Annotated in this window: 17 protein-coding genes; 7 read left to right on the top strand and 10 right to left on the bottom strand. The window is 65.3% G+C overall.

The window, feature by feature from the left end; genetic code table 11:
• Nucleotides 1–8 precede the first annotated feature (8 nt).
• Complete coding sequence (locus ACN9MY_RS21815) at nucleotides 9–1,400, top strand: cytochrome P450 (RefSeq protein ID WP_426336130.1); 1,392 nt, start codon at nucleotides 9–11, stop codon at nucleotides 1,398–1,400.
• Nucleotides 1,401–1,426: 26 nt separating this feature from the next.
• Entirely contained in the window at nucleotides 1,427–1,849 is a 423-nt protein-coding gene (locus ACN9MY_RS21810; protein ID WP_426336129.1) for a hypothetical protein, read from the top strand.
• Here ACN9MY_RS21810 and ACN9MY_RS21805 read toward each other — a convergent pair.
• Complete coding sequence (locus ACN9MY_RS21805; protein ID WP_426336128.1) at nucleotides 1,846–2,883, bottom strand: AraC family transcriptional regulator; 1,038 nt, start codon at nucleotides 2,881–2,883, stop codon at nucleotides 1,846–1,848. The two genes, ACN9MY_RS21810 and ACN9MY_RS21805, sit on opposite strands and share 4 nt — an antisense overlap.
• Before the next feature lie 68 nt (nucleotides 2,884–2,951).
• Here ACN9MY_RS21805 and ACN9MY_RS21800 point away from each other — a divergent pair, with 68 nt between their 5' ends.
• The 3 genes from ACN9MY_RS21800 to ACN9MY_RS21790 are packed head-to-tail and all read left to right on the top strand — an operon-like array spanning nucleotide 2,952 to nucleotide 7,773.
• On the top strand, nucleotides 2,952–4,559 hold the full coding sequence (locus tag ACN9MY_RS21800) for an FAD-binding oxidoreductase (RefSeq protein WP_426336127.1): 1,608 nt from the start codon (nucleotides 2,952–2,954) through the stop codon (nucleotides 4,557–4,559).
• A complete protein-coding gene (locus ACN9MY_RS21795; RefSeq protein WP_426336126.1) occupies nucleotides 4,556–6,214 on the top strand; it encodes a glycerol-3-phosphate dehydrogenase/oxidase in 1,659 nt (552 codons plus the stop codon). Before ACN9MY_RS21800 ends, ACN9MY_RS21795 begins: the two co-directional genes overlap by 4 nt.
• The gene (locus ACN9MY_RS21790; RefSeq protein ID WP_426336125.1) at nucleotides 6,211–7,773 is read left to right on the top strand and encodes an FGGY-family carbohydrate kinase; all 1,563 of its coding nucleotides are present in this window, start codon (nucleotides 6,211–6,213) and stop codon (nucleotides 7,771–7,773) included. The genes ACN9MY_RS21795 and ACN9MY_RS21790 overlap by 4 nt, the downstream gene beginning before the upstream one ends.
• Before the next feature lie 93 nt (nucleotides 7,774–7,866).
• Here ACN9MY_RS21790 and ACN9MY_RS21785 read toward each other — a convergent pair whose 3' ends face one another.
• Nucleotides 7,867–9,228, bottom strand: coding sequence for a diguanylate cyclase domain-containing protein (locus ACN9MY_RS21785; RefSeq protein WP_426336124.1), 1,362 nt, complete (start codon nucleotides 9,226–9,228; stop codon nucleotides 7,867–7,869).
• Between the two features lie 270 nt (nucleotides 9,229–9,498).
• On the opposite strand from ACN9MY_RS21785, the gene ACN9MY_RS21780 reads away from it, so the two are divergent.
• Nucleotides 9,499–10,302 carry an SPFH domain-containing protein gene (locus ACN9MY_RS21780; RefSeq protein ID WP_426162609.1) on the top strand — a complete coding sequence of 268 codons (804 nt, stop codon included), beginning with the start codon at nucleotides 9,499–9,501 and terminating at the stop codon, nucleotides 10,300–10,302.
• A 33-nt stretch (nucleotides 10,303–10,335) separates the two neighbouring features.
• On the opposite strand, the gene ACN9MY_RS21775 is transcribed toward ACN9MY_RS21780, so the two are convergent.
• From ACN9MY_RS21775 to ACN9MY_RS21745, 7 genes are all read right to left on the bottom strand, one after another.
• Complete coding sequence (locus ACN9MY_RS21775) at nucleotides 10,336–10,803, bottom strand: hypothetical protein (protein ID WP_426162608.1); 468 nt, start codon at nucleotides 10,801–10,803, stop codon at nucleotides 10,336–10,338.
• A gap of 2 nt (nucleotides 10,804–10,805) precedes the next feature.
• A complete protein-coding gene (locus tag ACN9MY_RS21770) occupies nucleotides 10,806–12,098 on the bottom strand; it encodes an esterase/lipase family protein (protein ID WP_426162607.1) in 1,293 nt (430 codons plus the stop codon).
• A 118-nt stretch (nucleotides 12,099–12,216) separates the two neighbouring features.
• Nucleotides 12,217–13,473, bottom strand: a complete 1,257-nt coding sequence (locus tag ACN9MY_RS21765) for an esterase/lipase family protein (protein WP_426336123.1) — start codon at nucleotides 13,471–13,473, stop codon at nucleotides 12,217–12,219.
• Nucleotides 13,474–13,488: 15 nt separating this feature from the next.
• A complete protein-coding gene (locus ACN9MY_RS21760) occupies nucleotides 13,489–14,682 on the bottom strand; it encodes a PLP-dependent aminotransferase family protein (protein WP_426162605.1) in 1,194 nt (397 codons plus the stop codon).
• A gap of 19 nt (nucleotides 14,683–14,701) precedes the next feature.
• The gene (locus tag ACN9MY_RS21755; RefSeq protein WP_426162604.1) at nucleotides 14,702–15,160 is read right to left on the bottom strand and encodes a RidA family protein; all 459 of its coding nucleotides are present in this window, start codon (nucleotides 15,158–15,160) and stop codon (nucleotides 14,702–14,704) included.
• A 68-nt stretch (nucleotides 15,161–15,228) separates the two neighbouring features.
• Nucleotides 15,229–16,086, bottom strand: a complete 858-nt coding sequence (locus ACN9MY_RS21750) for a DMT family transporter (RefSeq protein WP_426318583.1) — start codon at nucleotides 16,084–16,086, stop codon at nucleotides 15,229–15,231.
• Nucleotides 16,087–16,250: 164 nt separating this feature from the next.
• Nucleotides 16,251–17,228 carry a threonine dehydratase gene (locus tag ACN9MY_RS21745; protein WP_426336122.1) on the bottom strand — a complete coding sequence of 326 codons (978 nt, stop codon included), beginning with the start codon at nucleotides 17,226–17,228 and terminating at the stop codon, nucleotides 16,251–16,253.
• 115 nt (nucleotides 17,229–17,343) lie between these two features.
• On the opposite strand from ACN9MY_RS21745, the gene ACN9MY_RS21740 reads away from it, so the two are divergent.
• Complete coding sequence (locus ACN9MY_RS21740; RefSeq protein WP_426336121.1) at nucleotides 17,344–18,777, top strand: PLP-dependent aminotransferase family protein; 1,434 nt, start codon at nucleotides 17,344–17,346, stop codon at nucleotides 18,775–18,777.
• Here ACN9MY_RS21740 and ACN9MY_RS21735 read toward each other — a convergent pair.
• On the bottom strand, nucleotides 18,774–20,090 hold the full coding sequence (locus ACN9MY_RS21735; protein WP_426336120.1) for a LytR C-terminal domain-containing protein: 1,317 nt from the start codon (nucleotides 20,088–20,090) through the stop codon (nucleotides 18,774–18,776). The two genes, ACN9MY_RS21740 and ACN9MY_RS21735, sit on opposite strands and share 4 nt — an antisense overlap.

Below are 20,090 nucleotides of genomic sequence, written 5' to 3'. Positions count from 1 at the left end.
GGTGCACCATGAATCACCTGCCAGGCCCCAGCGGCGTGCCGCTGCTGGGTAATGTTGGAATCGATACGGCCCATTTCCACCAGAAGCTGGAAGAATGGGCGCGCGAATACGGCCCGATCTACCGCATGCGCCTGATGGACCGGCGCTTTGTCGTCACCAGCCGGCATGCCGATATCGCGCAGGTCCTGCACGACCGCCCCGACCAGTGGCGGCGTTCGCGGCGGGTGGCCAGCGTCCTCGAAGAAGCGGCGGCCGTCGGCGTATTTGCGGCCGAGGGCGAGGAATGGCGCCGCCAGCGCAAGCTGGTCATGCATGCCTTGACGCCGGAAGTCATCAACCGTTTCCATCCCAGGCTGCTTGCCATGACCGAACGTTTGCGCCTGCGCTGGCAGGCGGCTGCCCAGGCGGGCCAGCCGCAACGGCTGCTGCGCGACCTCAAGGCTTTCGCGCTCGACGTGGCGATCGGCATGGCCATGGGGCAGGACCAGGACATGGTGCGGCACGAAGAGAATCCGCTGCAGCAGGATATCGAATTCGTGTTCGCACAGATGGCGCGGCGGCTGGTGGCGCCGGTTGCCTGGTGGCGCAGCATCAAGCTGCCGGCAGACCGTGCCGCCGAGGCGGCCGGCCTGCGCATCCGCGCCGCGGTCGACGGCTTCGTTGCCGATGCGCGAGACCGCATGGCAGCCAATCCGGCGCTTCACGACAAGCCGGACAACCTGCTCGAAGCGATGCTGGCGGCGGCGGACTTGCCGGATTCCGGCATCAGCGACGAGACGGTGCGCGCCAATGCCATCATCATGGTATTTGCCGGCGAGGACACCACGGCCAACACCATCGCCTGGATGCTTTTCCTGCTGTCGCGCAATCCGCAAGCTGCCGCGCGCCTGGCCGAAGAAGCCGATGCCCTGGGCGCTCCCGGGCAGGCGCCATACCTCGACGCCTGCGTGCAGGAAGCCATGCGCCTCAAGCCCGTGGCGCCGGTGCTGGGCGCGGAGGCCGTGCGCGACGTGGCGCTGGACGGTGTGCAGATACCGGCGGGCACGGTGATTTTCATGCTGCTGCGCCATGCCTTCGAACGCGAAGTATCACTGCCCGACGGCGCCGAATTCCGGCCCGAACGCTGGCTCGATCCGGCCATGAAGGAGAAATTCGACGACCCTGCGCGCAAGATGCTGCCCTTTGGCGGCGGGCCGCGCTTCTGTCCGGGCCGCTATCTCGCCATGAGCGAGATCCGGACGCTGATGTCGATGGTGGCGCGCAGCTTCACCATCGAGGCGCTGCCTGGCGCGCCGCCGGTCGAGGAGATGTTCACTTTCACCATGACGCCAAGCGCGCTGCCGGTACTTTTGCGGCCAAGGCAACGGGAAAGTGCAAATAGTCCAACAGGGCTATACTGAGTCTAATCACTCCGCCGGGGGCTGCCATGAAACTATACCTGTTGCTTGCCGCAGCCCTGCTGGCTGCCCAGGGGACGCTTGCCGGCCCCTTGCGCAACGACCATCCCATTGTCGGCACCTGGCGTTTCGAGCTGCCCGATGGTTCCTGCCACGAGATGTACCGCATCAGGGCCGACGGCTCGGCACTGATCACCAGTGCTGCCGAGATAGCGGAATCGGAATTCCAGATCGACGACCAGCCCGACGGCGACGGCTTCTACCAATCCAACGACAAGATCGTGAAAGACAACGGCAAGAAGGATTGCACCGGCGAGGTCACCGAGGTCGGCCACGTGATCCAGGCCTTCATCGTCTTCCACCCCTCGAACAATATGTTCCTGATGTGCCAGCGGCGCGACATGGGAAGCTGCATCGGCCCCTTCATCCGCGTGCGCGGCACGGAGATTTAACGCCCCGCCGCGCGCCATGCGCCAGGATTCATGCCCGACCACTCTCGGAAGGCATGGGTAAAGGCGCTCTGCTCCTGGTAGCCAAGCAGGAAGGCGATATCGACCAGCGACAGGCCGGGCTGGCGCAGATAATCGCGTGCCAGCGCAAAGCGCGCGTCGTCCAGCACCTGCTGGAAGCTGGAGCCGGCGTCGGCCAGCTTGCGCTGCAGGGTGCGCGGCGCCAGCTTCAGCTCTTGCGCCACGCTGGCAACCCGCACCTGGCCCTGCGACAGCCGGCGCACGATGGCCTCATGCACCTGCGCCACGATGCCGGCCGATGCCGGCGCCGCACGCTGCTTGAGAAGTTGTTCCGCGTGCTGCTGCAGCACCGGATACAGGCTCACGTCCGCGTTCGGCACCGGCCATGACAGCAGCGCGGCTTCGAATTGCGCCACGTTGGACATTGCATTGAAGCGGGGCAGGGCGCCGAACACGCGCATGTATTCGGCGTGGCCGGCAGGGTCGCCGCCGTCGTGCATCAGCGACAATTCGGCCGGCGGCAGCGTGGTGCCGGCCAGCCAGTTGCCAAACACGCGGATGCCGGCGAACACGCTGTCGGCCAGGTGGCGCTGCTGCGCAGGGTAGTTCGAATGCCAGGTGTAGTCGGCCAGCGCGCCGTGCACCTGCAGCGTGGAACGCCCCAGGTCGTGCGCCAGCTGCTCGTAGCGCATCGTCTGCTCGAAGGCCTGGCCGAAATCGCGGCAGCTCAGCAGGATCAGTCCATAGACCGTGTACGTGCCCAGTTTGACGCGCTCGCCCACGTGCAGGCCGAAGTGCGGGTCATCGGCCAGCCTGGCGGCGATATCCAGCAATTTCACATAGATGTCGGCCGGCAGGGCTTCCGGCAGCGGCTCCAGGGCGCCGGCGGGCAGGCCGGCAGCCTGCTCCAGCGCTTGCGCCGTCACTCCGCGCGCTGCGGCCGCCTCCAGCATGGGTTGCAGGTAGGAGCCTGCTACGCGAGCAAGCTTGGCATGATCGAACAATTCTTCTGGCATGAAAAAGCAAGACTGGCGGGTGGCAATGGATTAAAGTTTATTGAGCAAAGTATAACAAGGGATTGCATATGAAACGATGGAACGGTTGGGGCGAGGAGACGGTCGAATTCCCACTGCATGATGAGGCGCTGGCGTTCCTGGCCAGCCGCATCGGCCCCGGCAAGCCGGTGCAGGACGCCAGCTTTGACGCGGCGTGCGCCTCGCTTGCCGGATCGCGCCTGCCCGCGCATCCCATGGTCGATACGACGCCGGCCACCCGCCTGCGCAACGCGCTGGGACAAAGCCTGCCGGACTGGCTCAAGCTGCGCTATGGCCGCATCGGCAGCGCGCCCGATGGCGTGGCTTATCCGGAAAGTTCGCAGCAGGTGCGCGAATTGATCGGCTACGCGCAGCTGCATGGCGTGTCGCTGATCCCCCAGGGTGGCGGCACCAGCGTGGCGGGGCACCTGACCGCGCCGGCCGGCGACAGGCCCGTACTGGCGGTGAACATGACGCGCATGGGGCGCTTGCACAACCTGGACAAGCAGTCCCAGCTCGCCACCTTTGGCGCCGGGGTGCTGGGCCCGGACCTGGAGGCGCAACTGCGGGCGCACGGCTATATGCTCGGCCATTTCCCGCAATCGTTCGAATATTCGACGCTGGGCGGCTGGGTCGTGACCCGTTCATCCGGCCAGCAGTCCTTGCGTTATGGCCGCATCGAGCAGCTGTTCGCCGGTGGCGTGGTCGAGACGCCGAAGGGGCGGCTGGACATCCAGACTTTCCCGGCCTCCGCGGCCGGGACCGACTTGCGCGAAATCGTGCTCGGCTCCGAAGGCCGCATGGGCATCCTGACCGAGGCGACGGTGCGCGTGAGCGCGCTGCCGGAGTACGAGGCCTTCCACGCCATCTTCTTCCCCGACTGGGAACGCGCCGAAGCAGCCGTTCGTGCGCTGGCGCAGGCGCGCGGCGGCCTGTCGATGCTGCGCCTGTCGAACCCGCTGGAAACCGTGACCATGCTGGCGCTGGCCGGCCACAAGCGCCTGATTGGCCTGCTGGAAGGCTGGCTGAAGCTGCGCGGCTGCGGTGAAGGGAAATGCATGCTGATGATCGGCGCCAGCGGCTCGCGCGCGCAAGCCCGCGCCGCCTTGCGCAGCGCCTTCGCGGCCTGCCGCGGCTTCAATGGGGTGCACGTCGGCCGCCGCATGGGCGACAAGTGGAAGGAAGGACGCTTCCGCAACGTCTACCTGCGCAACGCGGCCTGGACGCAAGGCTATGTGATCGATACGGTGGAGACAGCGGTCGACTGGCCGCGCGTCTCGTTGATGATGCGGGCGGTCGAAGCGGCGGCGACGGGCGCCCTGGGCGCAATGGGCGAAAAGGTGCACACCTATACCCACCTGTCGCACCTGTACGCCCAGGGCGCCAGCGTCTATACGACCTTTGTCTACCGCCTCGGCGGCGATTTCGAAACAGACATGGCGCGCTGGCGTGCGCTCAAGCATGCGGTCAGCATGGCGATCGTCGACAACGGCGGCACCATCAGCCACCAGCACGGCGTGGGCAGCGACCACGCCCCTTATCTCGCAGCAGAGAAGGGAACGGCAGGCATCGCCGCCATGCAGGCACTGTTCTCGCACTTCGACCCGCAGGGCATCATGAATCCCGGCAAGCTGCTGCCGGCGGAGCAGGCGGCATGAAGCCGGCCTCAGGCCACGCCGGGGCGAGCGGCGCGCCGCACTGGAAGACGGACGGCCGTGGGCAGGTGGCCGCGTTGCTGGCGCAGCAATGGGATCTGCTGGTCATTGGCGGCGGCATTACCGGCGCCGGCATCCTGCTTGAAGCTTCGCGCCGCGGCCTGCGCGCCCTGCTGGTCGAGCAGCGCGACTTTGCCTGGGGCACGTCGAGCCGTTCATCGAAGCTGGTCCACGGCGGCCTGCGCTACCTGAAGGAGGGCCAGTTTGCACTGACCCGCGAATCGGTCCACGAACGCGATGCGCTGCTGCGCGATGCGCCAGGGCTGGTGGAGCCGCTCGGCTTTGCCTTTGGCGACTACGCCGGCCGCAAGCCGGGCCGCCGAGCCTTCCTGCTTGGACTGGCGATCTATGACCGCATGGCCGGGCAGCGCGCCCGCCACTATTTCGGCGCACAGGAATTCCTGGCGATGGCGCCGCATATCCGCACTGAAGGCCTGCAAGGCGGCATCTGCTACCAGGACGCCAGGACCGACGACGCGCGCCTGGTCATGCGCGTGTTGCAGGAAGCGCAATCGCACGGCGGTGTCGCGGTCAACTACTGCGCGGTGCAGTCCTTGCTGCGCGATGGCGCCGCCGGGGCGGCCAATGTGGCCGCAGGTGTACGCGGCGCCCTGGTGCGCTGCGCAGTGAGCGGCGCGAGGCACGAGGTGCGCGCCAGGCTGGTGGTGAACGCCACCGGCGCCTGGGCCGACCGCCTGCACGACAAGCCGGCCGCGCGGCTGCGGCCCTTGCGCGGCAGCCACCTGGTGCTGCCGGCCTGGCGCCTTCCGCTGGCGCAGGCGATCAGCCTGATGCACCCGCACGACGGCCGCCCGGTCTTCGCCTTCCCATGGGAGGGGGTAACGATCGTCGGGACCACCGACGTCGACCACCGCAGCGACCTGCAGCAGGAAGCCGCCATCACACAGGAAGAAACCGATTACCTGATGGCAGCGCTGCACGACCAGTTCCCAACGCTGGCCGTTACGGAGGCCGACGTACTGGCCACCTACGCCGGCGTGCGCCCCGTGATCGACACCGGCAAGGCCGACCCCTCGAAAGAAGCGCGCGACCACGTGCTGTGGCAGCAGGACGGCCTGCTGACCGTCACCGGCGGCAAGCTCACCACCTTCCGCGCCATCGCGCTCGACGTGCTGCGCCACGCCGCGCAGCAACTGCCGCACTGGCAGGCCGATCTCGGGCCGCACGCCATTTTTGCGTCGCCAGCCAGCCCATGGCCCGCCGCCGGAGCAGCCAGGCCATGGCAGCTTCCGCCGGGCCAGGCAAGGCGCCTGCAAGGACGCTACGGCGCGCAGGCCGAGGCACTGGTAGCCGCCGCGCAGGAAGGGGAACTCGAAGAAATCCCCGGCACCGAAACCCTCTGGGCCCAATTGCGCTGGGCGGCGCGCCACGAATCCGTGCAGCACCTGGAGGACCTGATGCTGCGCCGCAGCCGCCTTGGCATCCAGCTCGCCAACGGCGGCGCCGCGCTGCTGGGCCGCATACGCGCCATCTGCCAGCCGGAACTAGGCTGGGACGACCAGCGCTGGGCTGCCGAAGAAGCGGCATATCTGGCATTATGCCGGTCAAACTACAGCCTGCCGAAAGCACGCGCATGAGCAAATACCTTCTTTCCATCGACAATGGCACGCAAAGCGTGCGCGCGCTGCTGTTCGACCTGCAGGGCAATCTGGTCGCCAAGACGCAAGTACACCTGCAGCCTGCCTACCACTCCGAGCAGCCCGGCTGGGCAGAGCACAAGGCGGAAGGCTACTGGGATGCCGTGTGCGCCGCCTGCCAGCGCCTGTGGACCGTCACCGACATTCCGCGCAGTGCGATTGCCGGCGTGGCCGTCACCACCCAGCGCGGCACCGTGGTGGCCGTCGACAGCGAAGGCAAGCCACTGCGCGCCGCCATCACCTGGCTGGACCAGCGCCGCACCGAACAGGTGCCGCCGATAGGTCCTTTGTGGACGGCCGCCTTCAAGCTGGCCGGCGTGGACGGCACCATCGACTACTTCCGCCGCGAAGCGGAAGTCAACTGGATCAAGGCCCACCAGCCCGGCCTGTGGGACCGTACGCATAAGTTCCTGCTGCTATCGGGCTACCTGAATCATTGCCTGAGCGGCCGCTTCGCCGACTCCGTTGGCTCGCAGGTTGCCTACATGCCGTTCGACTACAAGCGCCACGCCTGGGCCGGCGCGCGCGACTGGAAATGGCAGGCGCTGGCCGTGCGTCCCGATCAGCTGCCCGAACTGCTGCAGCCCGGTGAAATCATCGGCACCATCCATGCCCGCGCCGCCGCCGCCACCGGCATCCCCGAAGGAGTGCCGCTGGTGGCCGCCGCCGCCGACAAAGCCTGCGAAGTGATCGGCGCCGGCGGCCTGGAGCCGCACATCGGCTGCCTCAGTTACGGCACCACAGCCACCATCAACACCACCACCAGCAAGTACGTCGAAGTCACGCCGTTCATACCGCCCTATCCAGCGGCCATTCCAGGCGCCTACAGCACCGAGGTGCAGATCTTCCGCGGCTACTGGATGGTCAACTGGTTCAAGGAGCAATTCGGGCACCTCGAACAATCGGCAGCGATGGAGCAGGGCATGCCGCCGGAAGCGCTGTTCGACCGGCTGGTGAATGAAGTACCGCCAGGCTCGATGGGACTGATGCTGCAGCCATACTGGAGCCCAGGCATCAAGGTGCCCGGACCGGAAGCAAAAGGCGCCATGATCGGCTTCGGCGACGTGCACACGCGCGCCCACATGTACCGCGCCATTCTCGAAGGCCTGGCCTACGCCTTGCGCGAAGGACGCGAACGCATCGAGAAGCGCAGCGGCACCAGGATCACCGAACTGCGCGTGGCCGGCGGCGGCTCGCAAAGCGACGCCGCCATGCAGCTCACGGCCGACATCTTCGGCCTGCCGGCAGCGCGCGCCCACGTCTACGAGACCAGCGGCCTTGGCGCCGCCATCGCCGTCGCAGCCGGCCTTGGCCTGCACCAGGACTTCCACAGTGCGATCAACGCCATGACGCGCAAGGGCCGCGTCTTCCAGCCCGATCCCGCGCACCGCAAGACCTACGACCAGCTCTACCACCGGGTCTACCTGAAGATGTACAAACGCCTGCAGCCGATGTACGCCGAAATCGCCGCAATCACCGGCTACCCCGAAAAGCTTTAAAGCAGAAAGTCGGGGTCAGGTCTGGCAATCCGCCATAAAAGGCACGTACGTGCCTTTTATGGCGGATTGCCAGACCTGACCCCGACTTTCAAATTAGCGTTTGGCGAGGGCGGCGCGGGCGGCTTCGATGGCGGTGGTGGGCGGCCGGGTGGCGCGCACCTGGTTGCGTCCGTCTTCCTTGGCCGCGTACATGGCGCGGTCGGCGGCGACGAACAGCGATTCGATATTGTCCGTCGGCGTGGGGCACAAGGTCGCTACGCCGATGCTGACGGTGATGTGCGGCGAGGTGACCGAGCGCGGGTGCGGGATGTGCAGCGATTCCACATGGGTGCGGATCGATTCGGCCATCTGGAAGGCGGCATCGGCGTCGGTTTCGGCAAACAGCAGGACGAATTCTTCACCGCCATAGCGCGCTGCCAGGTCGGTCACGCGCAGTGCGTGCGCGCCGATTGCCTGCGCTACCTGCTGCAGGCAGACGTCGCCCTGTGCATGGCCCAGCGTGTCGTTGTACAGCTTGAAGTGGTCGACATCCAGCACCACCAGCGACAGCGGGGCACCGGTGCGCATGGCGCGCTGCCATTCCTTTTCGAGGAAGGAATCGAAGTGGCGCCGGTTCGCGATTTTAGTCAGCGGGTCGATCATGGCTGCGCGCTGCAGCGCATCTTCCGACAGCTTGTGGTGGGTGATGTCGTGCAGCAGGCCGATGAACAAGGGCTGGCGCAGGAACATCGGCGTCAGCGTCAGGTCCATGCATACCGACTTGCCGGTGCGGTGGCGGATGATCACTTCGCGCGTGCCGTGGCTGTGGGCCGCTTCCGGGTTGGCGGCGTAGCGTGCAAAGTATTCGAGGTATTCGTCTGCTACCAATGGATTCAGCAAATCCGAAATCGATTTGCCGGCCAGTTCATGCGACATATACCCCAGGTACTGGTCGCAGGCCGGGTTGGTGAACTGGATGCGACCATCGGCTTCGATGATCAGCAAGCCTTCCGCCATGTTGTTGACGATCGTGCGCAGGCGCTCCGATTGTTCCTGCTGCGTTTCGGTGGCGAAGCGGATCTGCAGCTGCGTGCGCACCCGCGCGCACACTTCGGCCATGCGCAGGGGCTTGCCGATGTAGTCCACTGCGCCCAGTTCGAAGCCGGCCACCACGTCTTCCTGTTCGTTGCGGGCGCTCATGAACAGCACCGGAATGTCTTCCGTGGCCGGGTGCGATTTCAGGTGGCGGCAAGTCTCGAAGCCGTCCATGCCGGGCATGATGACGTCGAGCAGGATCAGGTGAGGGTGGACGCGGCGTGCGATTTCCAGCCCGCGCTCGCCGGAGTTGGCGACGTACGTTTGGTAACCCTGCTCGACCATCAACTTGCGCAAGACCGAGAGGTTGTCCGGCGCATCATCAACAATCAAAATCACGGCGTCACGCCGTGGCGAAAAGCTGGTACCGCCTTGATTCATGCTGACTAGGGGTGAGTAGGATATGGGCTTGATGATACCGTGTTGCCAATTGGAATTGTAGAAATTCAAGGAAGGTTTTGCCTAAAAAAGACGTTGGCTTGTTGATAGTTGGTGAAAGTTTCCGGCGAGCTAAGGAAAGTTGTGACATTTGGTGTATATCCGAACACTTCCGCTAGCTCTTTGGCAACGGTAATCCTGGCGATATTTTCATGGTTTTTATCTGTCCGGAAAGCAATAGAATGGCGCTTCTTTCAACTCATCGAGATCGCCATGAAAAAACATACACTCCTGCTGGTTCCTGTCCTGCTTGCCGCAGCCGCCCTGTCCGGCTGCAAGGTGATCGACACCGGCGAGGTGGGCTTGCGCGTCAACTTCGACAAGACCGTGGAAGCCGAAGAGCGCGTGGCGGGCAGCTTCAACCAGACGATCGTCGGCTCCATCCTGACCTTCCCGATCAAGGATGTCAGCGTCGACGTGCGCGACCTGATGCCGCTGGCTGCGGACAATTCGACCATGAAGGATTTCGACCTGGCCGTGATCTACAACATCACGCCGTCGGCGGTGTCGGACCTGTGGGTTAACAAGAGCCGCTCCTTCCACACGCAGGATGCCAGCGGCGACATCTACCTGATGCACGCCTACATTTACCAGACTGCGCGCAACGCAGTGTACAAGGTCGCGCGAAAGTATGAAGCACTGAACATGAACGACAACCGCTCGCAGATCGAGGAGGAGATCCAGGCCACCATGATCGCGACGCTGAACGATGAAAAACTGAACGGCATCACGATCTCGCAGGTACGCGTGGGCGGCATGGTTCCCAGCGATGCGGTCAAGGCCAGCGCCGACAACCTGGTGCGCGCCAAGAACGAGGAGAAGACCAAGGAGGTCGAGGTGCAGATCGCGAAGAAGGAAGCCGAGCGTATTGCAGCGCTTAACGCCAATGCCGGCGCCATCTCCTACATGCAGGCACAGGCCCAGATGAAGATCGCGGAAGGCATTGCGGCAGGCAAGGTGCAGACTGTGGTGATTCCATACGACTTCAAGGGCATGGTCAATATCACCAGTAAATAAGACAGTGCGCCCGCGCTTGCGGGCGCACTGTGTTTACTGTCGCAGGGTGGGCGCGGCGTAGGCGGTCGTTCGCGCCAGTTCCTCGCGCGTGAAGCTGGCGCGCGCGTCGTCGCAGCCGATGTTGGCTGCGCATGCTGCCTGCAGGGCTTCCAGACGCTGGCGCCAGTTTGCTTCGGCTGCTTCCATGCGGGCCAGAGCTTCCACTTGTTCGGCTGGCAGCCGCTCGCTGCGCAGGCGATGGACTTCCTGTTCGCCCTTGCCGGTTCGACGCGCCTCACGCACGGCCGATTCGACGCCTGCAACGGCAGTCGTGGTGCTGGCTGTCGGGGCTGCACTGCGCGGAGCCGCCGGCGCGGGCTGGGCAAGCGGGGCGGAAGCGGCGCTGCCAGTGGCGGTGGCCGCTGGCGGCGTAGGCAGGGAAGCAGGCGAGGGCGCCGGCGCGCCAGCCCGCCACAGTACAGCCGCCAGGGCGATCGATGCGATGCCTATCGTAGCGCGCACGTTCACAGGCCACCAATGATGCTGAGCAGGTTGTCGTAGATCGGGTACACCGCCCACGTCGGCGAATCCCACCCGATCACGTCGAAGTGGTCGTACTGGTCGTAGTAGCCGATATAGTTCCAGCTGCCCTTGACCGGTGCGCCGTCGAAGTTGCGCTGCGGCTGGCTGGAAGGTCCGCGCATCGAGACGGTATTCACCACGCCATCGTTCGGATACCACTCGGGCGAGCGGTAGGAGCCCATGCCATGCTGCAGGATCGAAGGCACCACCCATTCGCCTGCAGTGTTCTTCAGGAAGAAGATCATGTCGTTGCGGGCGTACTGGTAATCGCTGCTCTGGAACGGCGCGATCACGCGGTCGGTGTTGTTGCAGCACCAGTGGCCTTGCTCCGTGGCGCGCGAGCCGATCGAGAAGTAGTAGACGTTGGGCGAAGTCTTCACCCACCCATTCAATTGGGCTGCGCCGTCGGGCGCCAGGTCCCATTGCGCGGCATCGTGATTGGACAGCTGCCAGAACGGGGCGCCGCGCGTGCGGTCGATGAAGTCCCCGATCGATTCTGCCGGCCCCTGCGCCAGACCGTATTGTTCTAGCCGGAACTTGTAGCCGCTGCCGCCGGAGCCGCCCAGGCCCGCCACTTCGACGATGCTGCCCGCCAGTTCGGAAACCTTCGGCACGAACTCAACCACCACGTCGCGCAGCGTGGTGCCGTTGTGCGGCGAGGAGATCGACGTCGCGCTCTTGACCCAGCCCACTTTGCCGCCTGTGTACAGGGCGCCGCTGCCTTCCGTGCCGGCGCCGTTCGGCGCGCCGTTTTCCAGCAACTGGATCAGGGTGCGGATGGTCTGGCCGCCCTGGCTGTGCGACACGAAATGCAGCGGGTGCTGGGCATCCCATTGCGGGTACAGCGCGACAGGGTAGTTGTTTGGATTGTTGGCCGGATCGGCGGCCCAGCATTTTCCGGCCGGTTTCTGGATGTGGCCGGCGGCGGCATGGTCTGCGGCATGGCGTGCGCCATAATCGGCGCAACCGCCCTTGATCTGGTAATACAGTTCGACCGCGCGGTCCCAGTTCGAGCTGACCGGACCCACGCCGGCAGTGAATACAGGCCGTTGCGTGCCCCGGATATGCGCGGCGATGTCGTTGAACCCGCCCCAGTACTTGAAGCCCGTGGCGGCGAACGTCTCCGGCCCGAAGCCGAGGAAGCCATGCACCAGCACGACCGGGTCGCTATTGGCTGCATGGGCGGAGGAGGCGGCCAGGCAGGCGGCCAGAGTGAGGCTCGGTAGCACTTTCATGCGCTTGTCTCCCGTGGTTTTTTGTGTGATTCATTTCACCACGGGGCGATTGCGCACGGTTGCGGCATAACCGTGCCTGCGGAGCCAATCGCAATGCACGGCGAGCCAGCAGGCCCGCTTACTCGAGTTTGGAAAGGATGGCCATCAGCTGGTCGTACATCTTCAACGCAGCCGAAGGCTTGGCATCCCAGCCGATCACGTCGAAGTGGTCCATGCCTTGCATGGTGCCGATGTGGTTCCACACGCCTTTGACCGGTGTTCCGTCCAGCGCCTGGATCTTGCTGCCCTCGGGGCCGGCCATGCTGATGGTATTGACCACGCCGTCGTTGGCAAACCAGCGCTGGTCGGTCGGCACGCGTCCGGGCGCCGCCTGCCTGAAAGAGCCCATGCCGGGATGGCCGAACGACGGCACGACCCATTCGCCCGCCATTCCCTGCAGGAAGAAGATCATGTCGCTGCGCGGGTACTGGAATTCCTTGCCAAAGAGGCTGAGCGATTCAGTGGCCTGGGCGCTGAAGGAAAAATAGTAGACATCAGGCGAAGTCTTGACCCAGCTGTTCAATTCGCTGGCGCCATCCGGGGCCAGGTCCCATTGCGCGGAGTCGTGGTTGTTCAGGTTCCAGAACGGGTGGCCGCGCGTGCGCTCGAAGAAGTCGTCGATTGATTCGGCCGCGCTGGCCTTCATGTTGAACTGCTCCAGGCGGTACTTGAAGCCGGAGCCGCCGGAGCCGCCAGCGCCGCTCGCCTGCACGGCCAGGCCGGCCAGCGTCGAAACGTCCGGCAGCCAGTCGACCACGATATCGCGCAGCGTGGTGCCGTTGTGCGGCGTGGCGATGGAGGTGGCGCTGATTACCCAGCCGCGCGCGCCGCCGTTGCCCACAGTGCCCTGGTCCATCAGCTGGATCAGGGTGCGGATGGTCTGGCCGCCCTGGCTATGCCCGACCAAGTGGATCGGGTGCGCGGCATCCCACTGCGGATACAGCGCGAGTGGATATTTTTCGGGATTATTGGTCGGATCGGCCGCCCAGCATTTGCCGGCTGGCTTCTGGACATGTCCGGCGCTTGCATGCTGCGCCGCGTGACTGGCGCCATAGTCGGCGCAACCGCCCTTGAGCTGGTAATACAGTTCGATGGCGCGGTCCCAGTTCGAACTGACCGGCCCTACGCCGGCGGTGAATACATCGCGCCCGCTGCCGGCCCTGATGTGATGTGCGATATCGTTGAAACCGCCCCAATAGCGGAACGATCCGCCAAGCGTAGTGTGGTCGAAGCCGAAGAAGCCGTGCACCAGCACGACAGGAGGCTTGCCGTCGGCGGCGTGCGCGCCGCCGACGGCAAGCCATGCTGCGAGGATGAACCCCGGTATGAACTTCATCCTGCGCAGCAGGGCTTACATGCGGGCTTTGATCAACTTGCCCAGCACTTCAATGCCGGCGCGGATGCGCTCTGGCGGCACGGTCACGAAGGACAGGCGCAGGGTGTTGGTGGCTGGCTCGTTGGCGTAGAACGGTGCGCCCGGCACGAAGGCGATCTTGTTCTTGATTGCTTCGTCCAGCAGTTCCATCGCGTTGATGTGCTTTGGCAGCTCGACCCAGATGAACATGCCGCCGTCCGGCTTGGTCCAGGTGGCTTCTTTCGGGAAGTGCTGGTCCATGGCGTCCAGCATGGCCTTGCACTGGTTGCCGTACAGTTCGCGGATGGTCGGGATGTGCTTGTCTAGGAAACCATCCTTCACCACTTCGTGCACCACCATCTGGGTCAGTTGCGCGGTGTGCAGGTCGGCTGCCTGCTTGGCCAGCTCCAGGCGGCGAACCATCGGCAGCGGAGCCACGACGTAGCCCAGGCGGATGCCAGGGGTCAGCACCTTGGAGAAGGAACCCATGTAGATCACGCCTTCCGGATTCATGGCGACCATTTTCGGGCTAGGCTGGCCGGTATAGGACAGCGCGCCATATGGATCGTCTTCGATCAGCGGCAGGTTCAGGCGGGCGCAGGTCTCCACCAGTTCCTGGCGGCGCGCAACGGACAGCGAGCGGCCGGTCGGGTTCTGGAAGTTCGGCAGCGCGTACAGCAGGCGCGCGCCATCGGCGATCGCGTCCAGCGACGACGGCACCAGGCCATGTTCGTCGGTGGCGACAGAATGAAAGTCAGGACGGTACACCGAGAACGCTTGCAGCGCGCCCAGGTAGGACGGGGTCTCCACCAGCACTTTGCTGCCTTCGTCGATCAGCACCTTGCCGATCAGGTCCAGCGCCTGCTGCGAACCGGACACCATCAGCACCTGTTCCGGAGCGATCTTGGCGCCGTTCTGGGACAGCGAATCGGCGATCCATTGGCGCAGCGGCATGTAGCCGTCGGTCGGGCCGTATTGCAGGGCGACTTTACCGTTGGTCGACAGCACCTTGTCGAAGGCCGCTTGCATGATCTCCACCGGGAAGGTGGCAGGCGAAGGCAGGCCCCCGGCGAAGGAGGTGATTTCAGGCTGCTGGGTGACCTTCAGGATCTCACGGATGAAGGACGCCTGCATGCCTTTGGCACGCTCGGAGAAGTTCCATTGCAATGGGTTCTGGTTCTCGATTTTCATATTCAATCTCTAGCGGGGGTTAAGCGATTTCGGCGATCAGTTCGATTTCAACGCAGGCGCCAAGCGGGATCTGCGCCACGCCAAAGGCGGAGCGGGCGTGCTTGCCGGCGTCGCCGAACACTTCGCCCAGCAGCTCGGAGCAGCCGTTGGTGACCAGGTGCTGTTCGGTGTAGTCAGGGGTGGAATTCACCAGGCTCATGACCTTGACGATGCGCTTGACGCGGGTCAGGTCGCCACCGCAAGCGGCCTGCAGGGTGCCGATCAGGTCGATGGCAATGGAACGCGCTGCCTGTTTGCCTTCTTCGGTCGCGATATTCTTGCCCAGTTGGCCGACCCATGGCGCGCCGTCTTTCTTGGCGATGTGGCCGGAGATGAACACCAGGTTGCCGGTTTGTACGTACATGACATAGGCGGCCGCCGGGGTGGCCGGCGCAGCCAGCGTGATATCGAGCGACTTCAGTTTTTCGTAGACAGACATGTGATTTCCAAGAAAAAAGGTTCCGTGAAGTCGCTATTGTACTCTGCACGTTGCCGAATTCGTCACGGTCAACGGGCCACTTTCATGCGTTTTCCTGCGCCGACGACGGCAATTACGGCAAAAGTGAACAGAATATGCTCAATATGCAAAGTTTCGTTCAGGACCACGGCGGCGGCCACCAACGATAGTCCGGGCTGGGCCAATTGCACCTGGCCGACCCGCGCCACGCCGCCCAGCGCCATGCCGCGGTACCAGAAAAAGAAGCCGATGAACATGGAGAACACGGACACGTAGCTGAAGCCCAGCCAGGCGCTGGCTGGTGCGGCAGCAATGCTGTTCCAGTCGCGCCACAGCAGCCACGCGGTGGCCGGCGCGGCCAGCGGCAGGGACAGCACCAGCGCCCAGCCGATCACTTGTTCGCCGCCCATGGTTTGCGACAGGCGGCCGCCTTCGGCATAGCCCATGGCGGCCAGCGCCACGGCCGCGAAGACGGCCAGGTCGGCGGCGTGCAGGCCTGCGCCCGATTGGCGCAGCGCGAAGCCGACCACCAGGGCGCTGCCGGCGGCGGCCATGCACCAGAAACCGGCCGAAGGGCGTTCGTGGCCGCGCAAGGCCGCGAACAGGGCGGTTGCCAGCGGCAGGATGCCGACCAGTACCGCGCCGTGCGAGGCGGGCAGGGTGCGCATGGCGATGGAGGTCAGCAGCGGGAAGCCGATGACGCAGCCGATGGTCACTGCCAGCAGGGTTGGCAACTGGGCGCGTGCCGGCAGCGGGGCGCGCTTCCAGCGCAGCCAGCACAGGGCCAGTACAGCGGCCGCCACGGCGCGGCCCATGGCCACGAAAACCGGATCGAGGCCGGCCACGGCCAGGCGGGTGAAGGGCAAGGTCAGGCTGAAGATGGCGACGCCGATGAAGCCCAGCAGCATGCCGCGGCTTTCGGCGCCTGAAACCGGAAGTTCGGTGTCAGACCCACGGGGTCTGACACCCGCCCGCAGCCGCCGCGTTGCCGGTGCCTGATCCTGCGGGTCAGGCACCGGGGTACCGGTTTGGCAGTCAACTTCCCACGAGGGCCCATCATGTGAATACGGCGTCATGGCAGCACCTCTGACAGCACCCGCATGATCTTCTCCGCATCCACATTGGCTCCTGTCAGCGGCAAACCCACCTTGCACCCCGCCACGCGCGGATCGTGCTTGAGGCGCAAGGCCGCCGCCAGCGCCGCCGCCCCTGCGCCCTCGGCCAGGTTGTGCGTGGCGCGGTAATACAGGCGGATCGCACGCGCCACTTCCTCATCGCTGACGGCAACCACGTCATCGGCATAGCGCCGCACGATCTCCAGCGAACCCGCATCGGGCGTGCGGCAGGCCATGCCATCCGCCAGTTCCGTGGTGGTTGGCGCCTCGCAGAACTGGCCGCTACGGAACGATTCCATATAAGCCGGTGCATGGCTGGACACCACGCCGATCAGGCGGGTGCGCAGGCCGAGCGCCTCGCGCGCCGCAACTGCCGCGCAAAAGCCGGACCCCTGGCCGATCGGCACGAACACGGTGTCCAGGCCGGGCTGTGCATGGAAAAGCTCCATCCAGTAGCTTGCCACGCCCGCCACCAGGTCGGCATGGCAGGACGGCACCATATGCAAGCCCTGCTTGCGTGCCAGCGACAGCGCATATTCCCGGCTGGCCTGGAAATCGTCGCCGTACTCGATCAGGTCCGCGCCCAGCCCGCGCATGGCAGCATTCTTTTCGGCGCTGTTGCCGTTCGGGACCACGATGGTCGATTTCACGCCATGGCGGCGCGCGGCAAAGGCAATCGACTGCCCATGGTTGCCGCGTGTGGCCGACACGATGCCTGCCACGCCAGGTTCGCGCTTCAGCAGTCCATCCAGGTAGACCAGGCCGCCGCGCACCTTGAAGGCGCCCGTCGGTGTATGGTTTTCATGCTTGACCCAGGCTTCGGTGCCCAGCGCCACGTTCAGCAGCGGCCAGGAAAACTGCGGCGTGGCAGGCATGGCGCCGTAGACGATGGTGGCGGCGGCGTCGAGTTCAGCACGGGTTGGCAGCAGGTTCATGGCGCAGGCTCCTTTAATCACTGGATATTGGCGGGGGATGGGTGTATCGTAGGATAAGTAACCAGTACAGTACCAATACACTTGTTCGAATAATTTGACGCACTGTGATGGTGATATGACCAATACAATCCTGCTAAGCCGCGAGGGCGGCGAGTCGCTCAGCGACCAGATCGTGCGCAGCGTGGCCGCCCGCATCGACGACCGCGTGCTGCGCGCCGGCGCGCGCATGCCGTCGATCCGCCAGTTCGCCACCTCGCACGGCGTGTCGCCCTTCACCGTGGTCGGCGCCTACGACAAGCTGGTCGCGCGCGGCTACCTGGAATCAAGGCGCGGCGCCGGCTTCTATATCCGCGACCGCGCTCCGCTGCAGGCGCCCCAGCCCCCCGCGCGCGAGCCGGGCCTGGCGCAGCCGGAAGGCACGCAGGGTCTCGACGTGGTCTGGCTGGTGCGCAATATGTTCCGCACCGTGCCGCACCAGTACATGCCCGGCACGGGCGTGCTGCCAGCAGATTGGCTGGATGGGGTGGCGATCGGCAACGCCCTGCGCGCCATCAGCCGCCAGCACAGCAGCATCCTCTTGAATTACGGCGTGCCGCAGGGCTACCTGCCGCTACGCCAGCATTTGCAGCACAAGCTGGCGGAGCTCGAAATCGGCGCCGCGCCGGAGCAGATCGTCACCACCGCCGGCGTTACCCAGGCAATCGACATGGTGGCGCGCGAATTCACCCGCCCCGGCGATACCGTGTTTGTCGACGATCCGGCCTGGTTCCTGATGTTCGGCTCCTTTGCCGCGCTGGGGGCGCGGGTGGTGGGAATACCGCGCCTGGCCGACGGCCCCGATATTGCACAACTGGCCGAGCTGGCTGCAATCCACAAGCCCAAGCTGTATGTGATCAACTCCGTGCTGCACAACCCCAGTTCGACTTCGCTGTCGGCAGCCAAGGCCTTCCAGATCCTGCGCATCGCCGAAGAACACGGCATCACCATCGTGGAAGACGATATCTACTGCGACCTGCACCCGGGCAGCAGCGTGCAGCCAGCCACCCGCATGGCGGCGCTCGACCAGCTGAAGCGCGTGATTTACCTCGGCGGCTTTTCCAAGACCATGGCCGCCAACTTGCGCGTCGGCTTCATCGCCACGTCGGAAGAAATGGCGCTGCGCCTGGCCGATCGCAAGATGCTGCAAACGCTGACCACCAGCGATATCGGCGAGCGCGTCGTGCACAAAGTGCTGTCCGAAGGCAGCTACCGCAAGCACACGGAGCGCATCCGCACGCGCCTGGACGGCCTGCGTGCGCGCATCGTGCGCCAGCTCGAGAAAACGGGAATGCGCATCGCCAGTGCGCCGCCGGCGGGCATGTTCGTGTGGGTCGATGCGGGACGCGACACCAATGTGCTGACCGAAAAGGCCATGGGGCAGGGCTTGCTGCTGGCGCCGGGCAGCTTGTTCTCGCCGAGCCAGCTGCCGTCGCAGTTCATGCGGCTGAACATCGCTGCGCTGCAGGCGCCGGAAATCTGGCGTTTCCTGCAGCGCGAGCTTGCGGACTAGTTTTCGTCGTGCATGGCAACTTGGGACACTGCGATCGCCTCCGTGACGGCTGCCATGCTCACCTGTGCGTCCCTGCCCAGTAGCAGGCGGACGTCGCAGGAGGCCAGCTGCTTGCTGGTGAGCTGCACCTTTCCTTGCAGGGCTTTTTGCAGGCTGGCGGCCTGCTTTTCGAAGCCTGGGCTGTACTGGATGATGGTGGCAACCTGCCTGTACGGCTTGTCGTTGCTCAGGCGATTGACCGGAATGCCCATCTGGCCCAGCAGGTTGCGGAAGCGGCGCGCCATGCCGGCGACGCCGTTTCCGTTCGAGACTTCCAGGCGTGCCACGCGGACGCGGTCGGCCTGGGCTGCGGCCTGCACGGCGGCGGATGTTGGTGCCGCGGTGGCAACCGGCGCGGCTGCCGGCTCGGCGGCGACGCGGGCTTTCAGCTCGTAGACGTAGCCGACGACTTTGATCAGTTCCATATGGCTGGCGATTTCGCTCGCCGTGGTGGCGGGCAGCACGCCCAGTGGCTGCGCTTCCTTGCGCGGCGCCTGGGCCGGCGCTGGCGCGACGGGGTCCTCGGAGAGCAATGCCATGTTTGGTGCGGAGGCGTCTTGCGCTGGGACAACCGGGGCGGCGGCAGCTGCGGCCACGATCGGCGTTGCGATTGGCGGTGCGCTTGCGGCGGGTACAACGATGGACGGCGCAGCAGCCGGTTCGGCAACGACGGATGGAGCGGCGACGGACGGTGCCACCACTGAAGGCGCGATGACAGGCTGCGCAGCGACCGATGGCGCGTCGGCATCGGTTGCGCTGGCGGCGGCCAGCTGCGGCGCGTCGGCGCCGGACTGCTTGCCCATCGCGGCTTCGGCCATCTGCAGGTTCTCGAAGGCCTTCTTCCCTGCACCGAGCGCCATGGCCCGGCGCAGGTTCTGCGCGGCACCGGCGTTATCGCCCATCAGGTACAGCACATAGCCAAGGTTGGTATGCGGCTGCGCCTCGCCCGGATAGTCCTTGACCAGCGCCACCAGGGCCTTGCGCGCCAGTTCCAGGTCGCCGCGTTGCGCTTCGATCACGGCCACCGCGTTGCGCGCCTCAAGCTGGTTGGCATCGAGGGCAAGCGATTGCGCGTAGGCACCCAGAGCCAAAGCCAGTTGGCCGCGCTCGTGGTGGAAGCGCGCCAGCCGGTTCCAGCTTGCCGCCTGGTTGCCCGGCATGTCGCCGCGCACGACGGGCTGCAAGGCCAGTTGATGCGATGCCGGAGGAGCACTGCATGCCGTGAGAAGGCCGCAACCCATTGCGGCCAATGCGATTGGCTTGAGCTTGATCAT

The organism is Pseudoduganella sp. R-31 (assembly GCF_049913235.1).
GTDB lineage: Bacteria > Pseudomonadota > Gammaproteobacteria > Burkholderiales > Burkholderiaceae_D > Rugamonas.
This window is presented reverse-complemented; position numbering and strand designations above follow the sequence as displayed.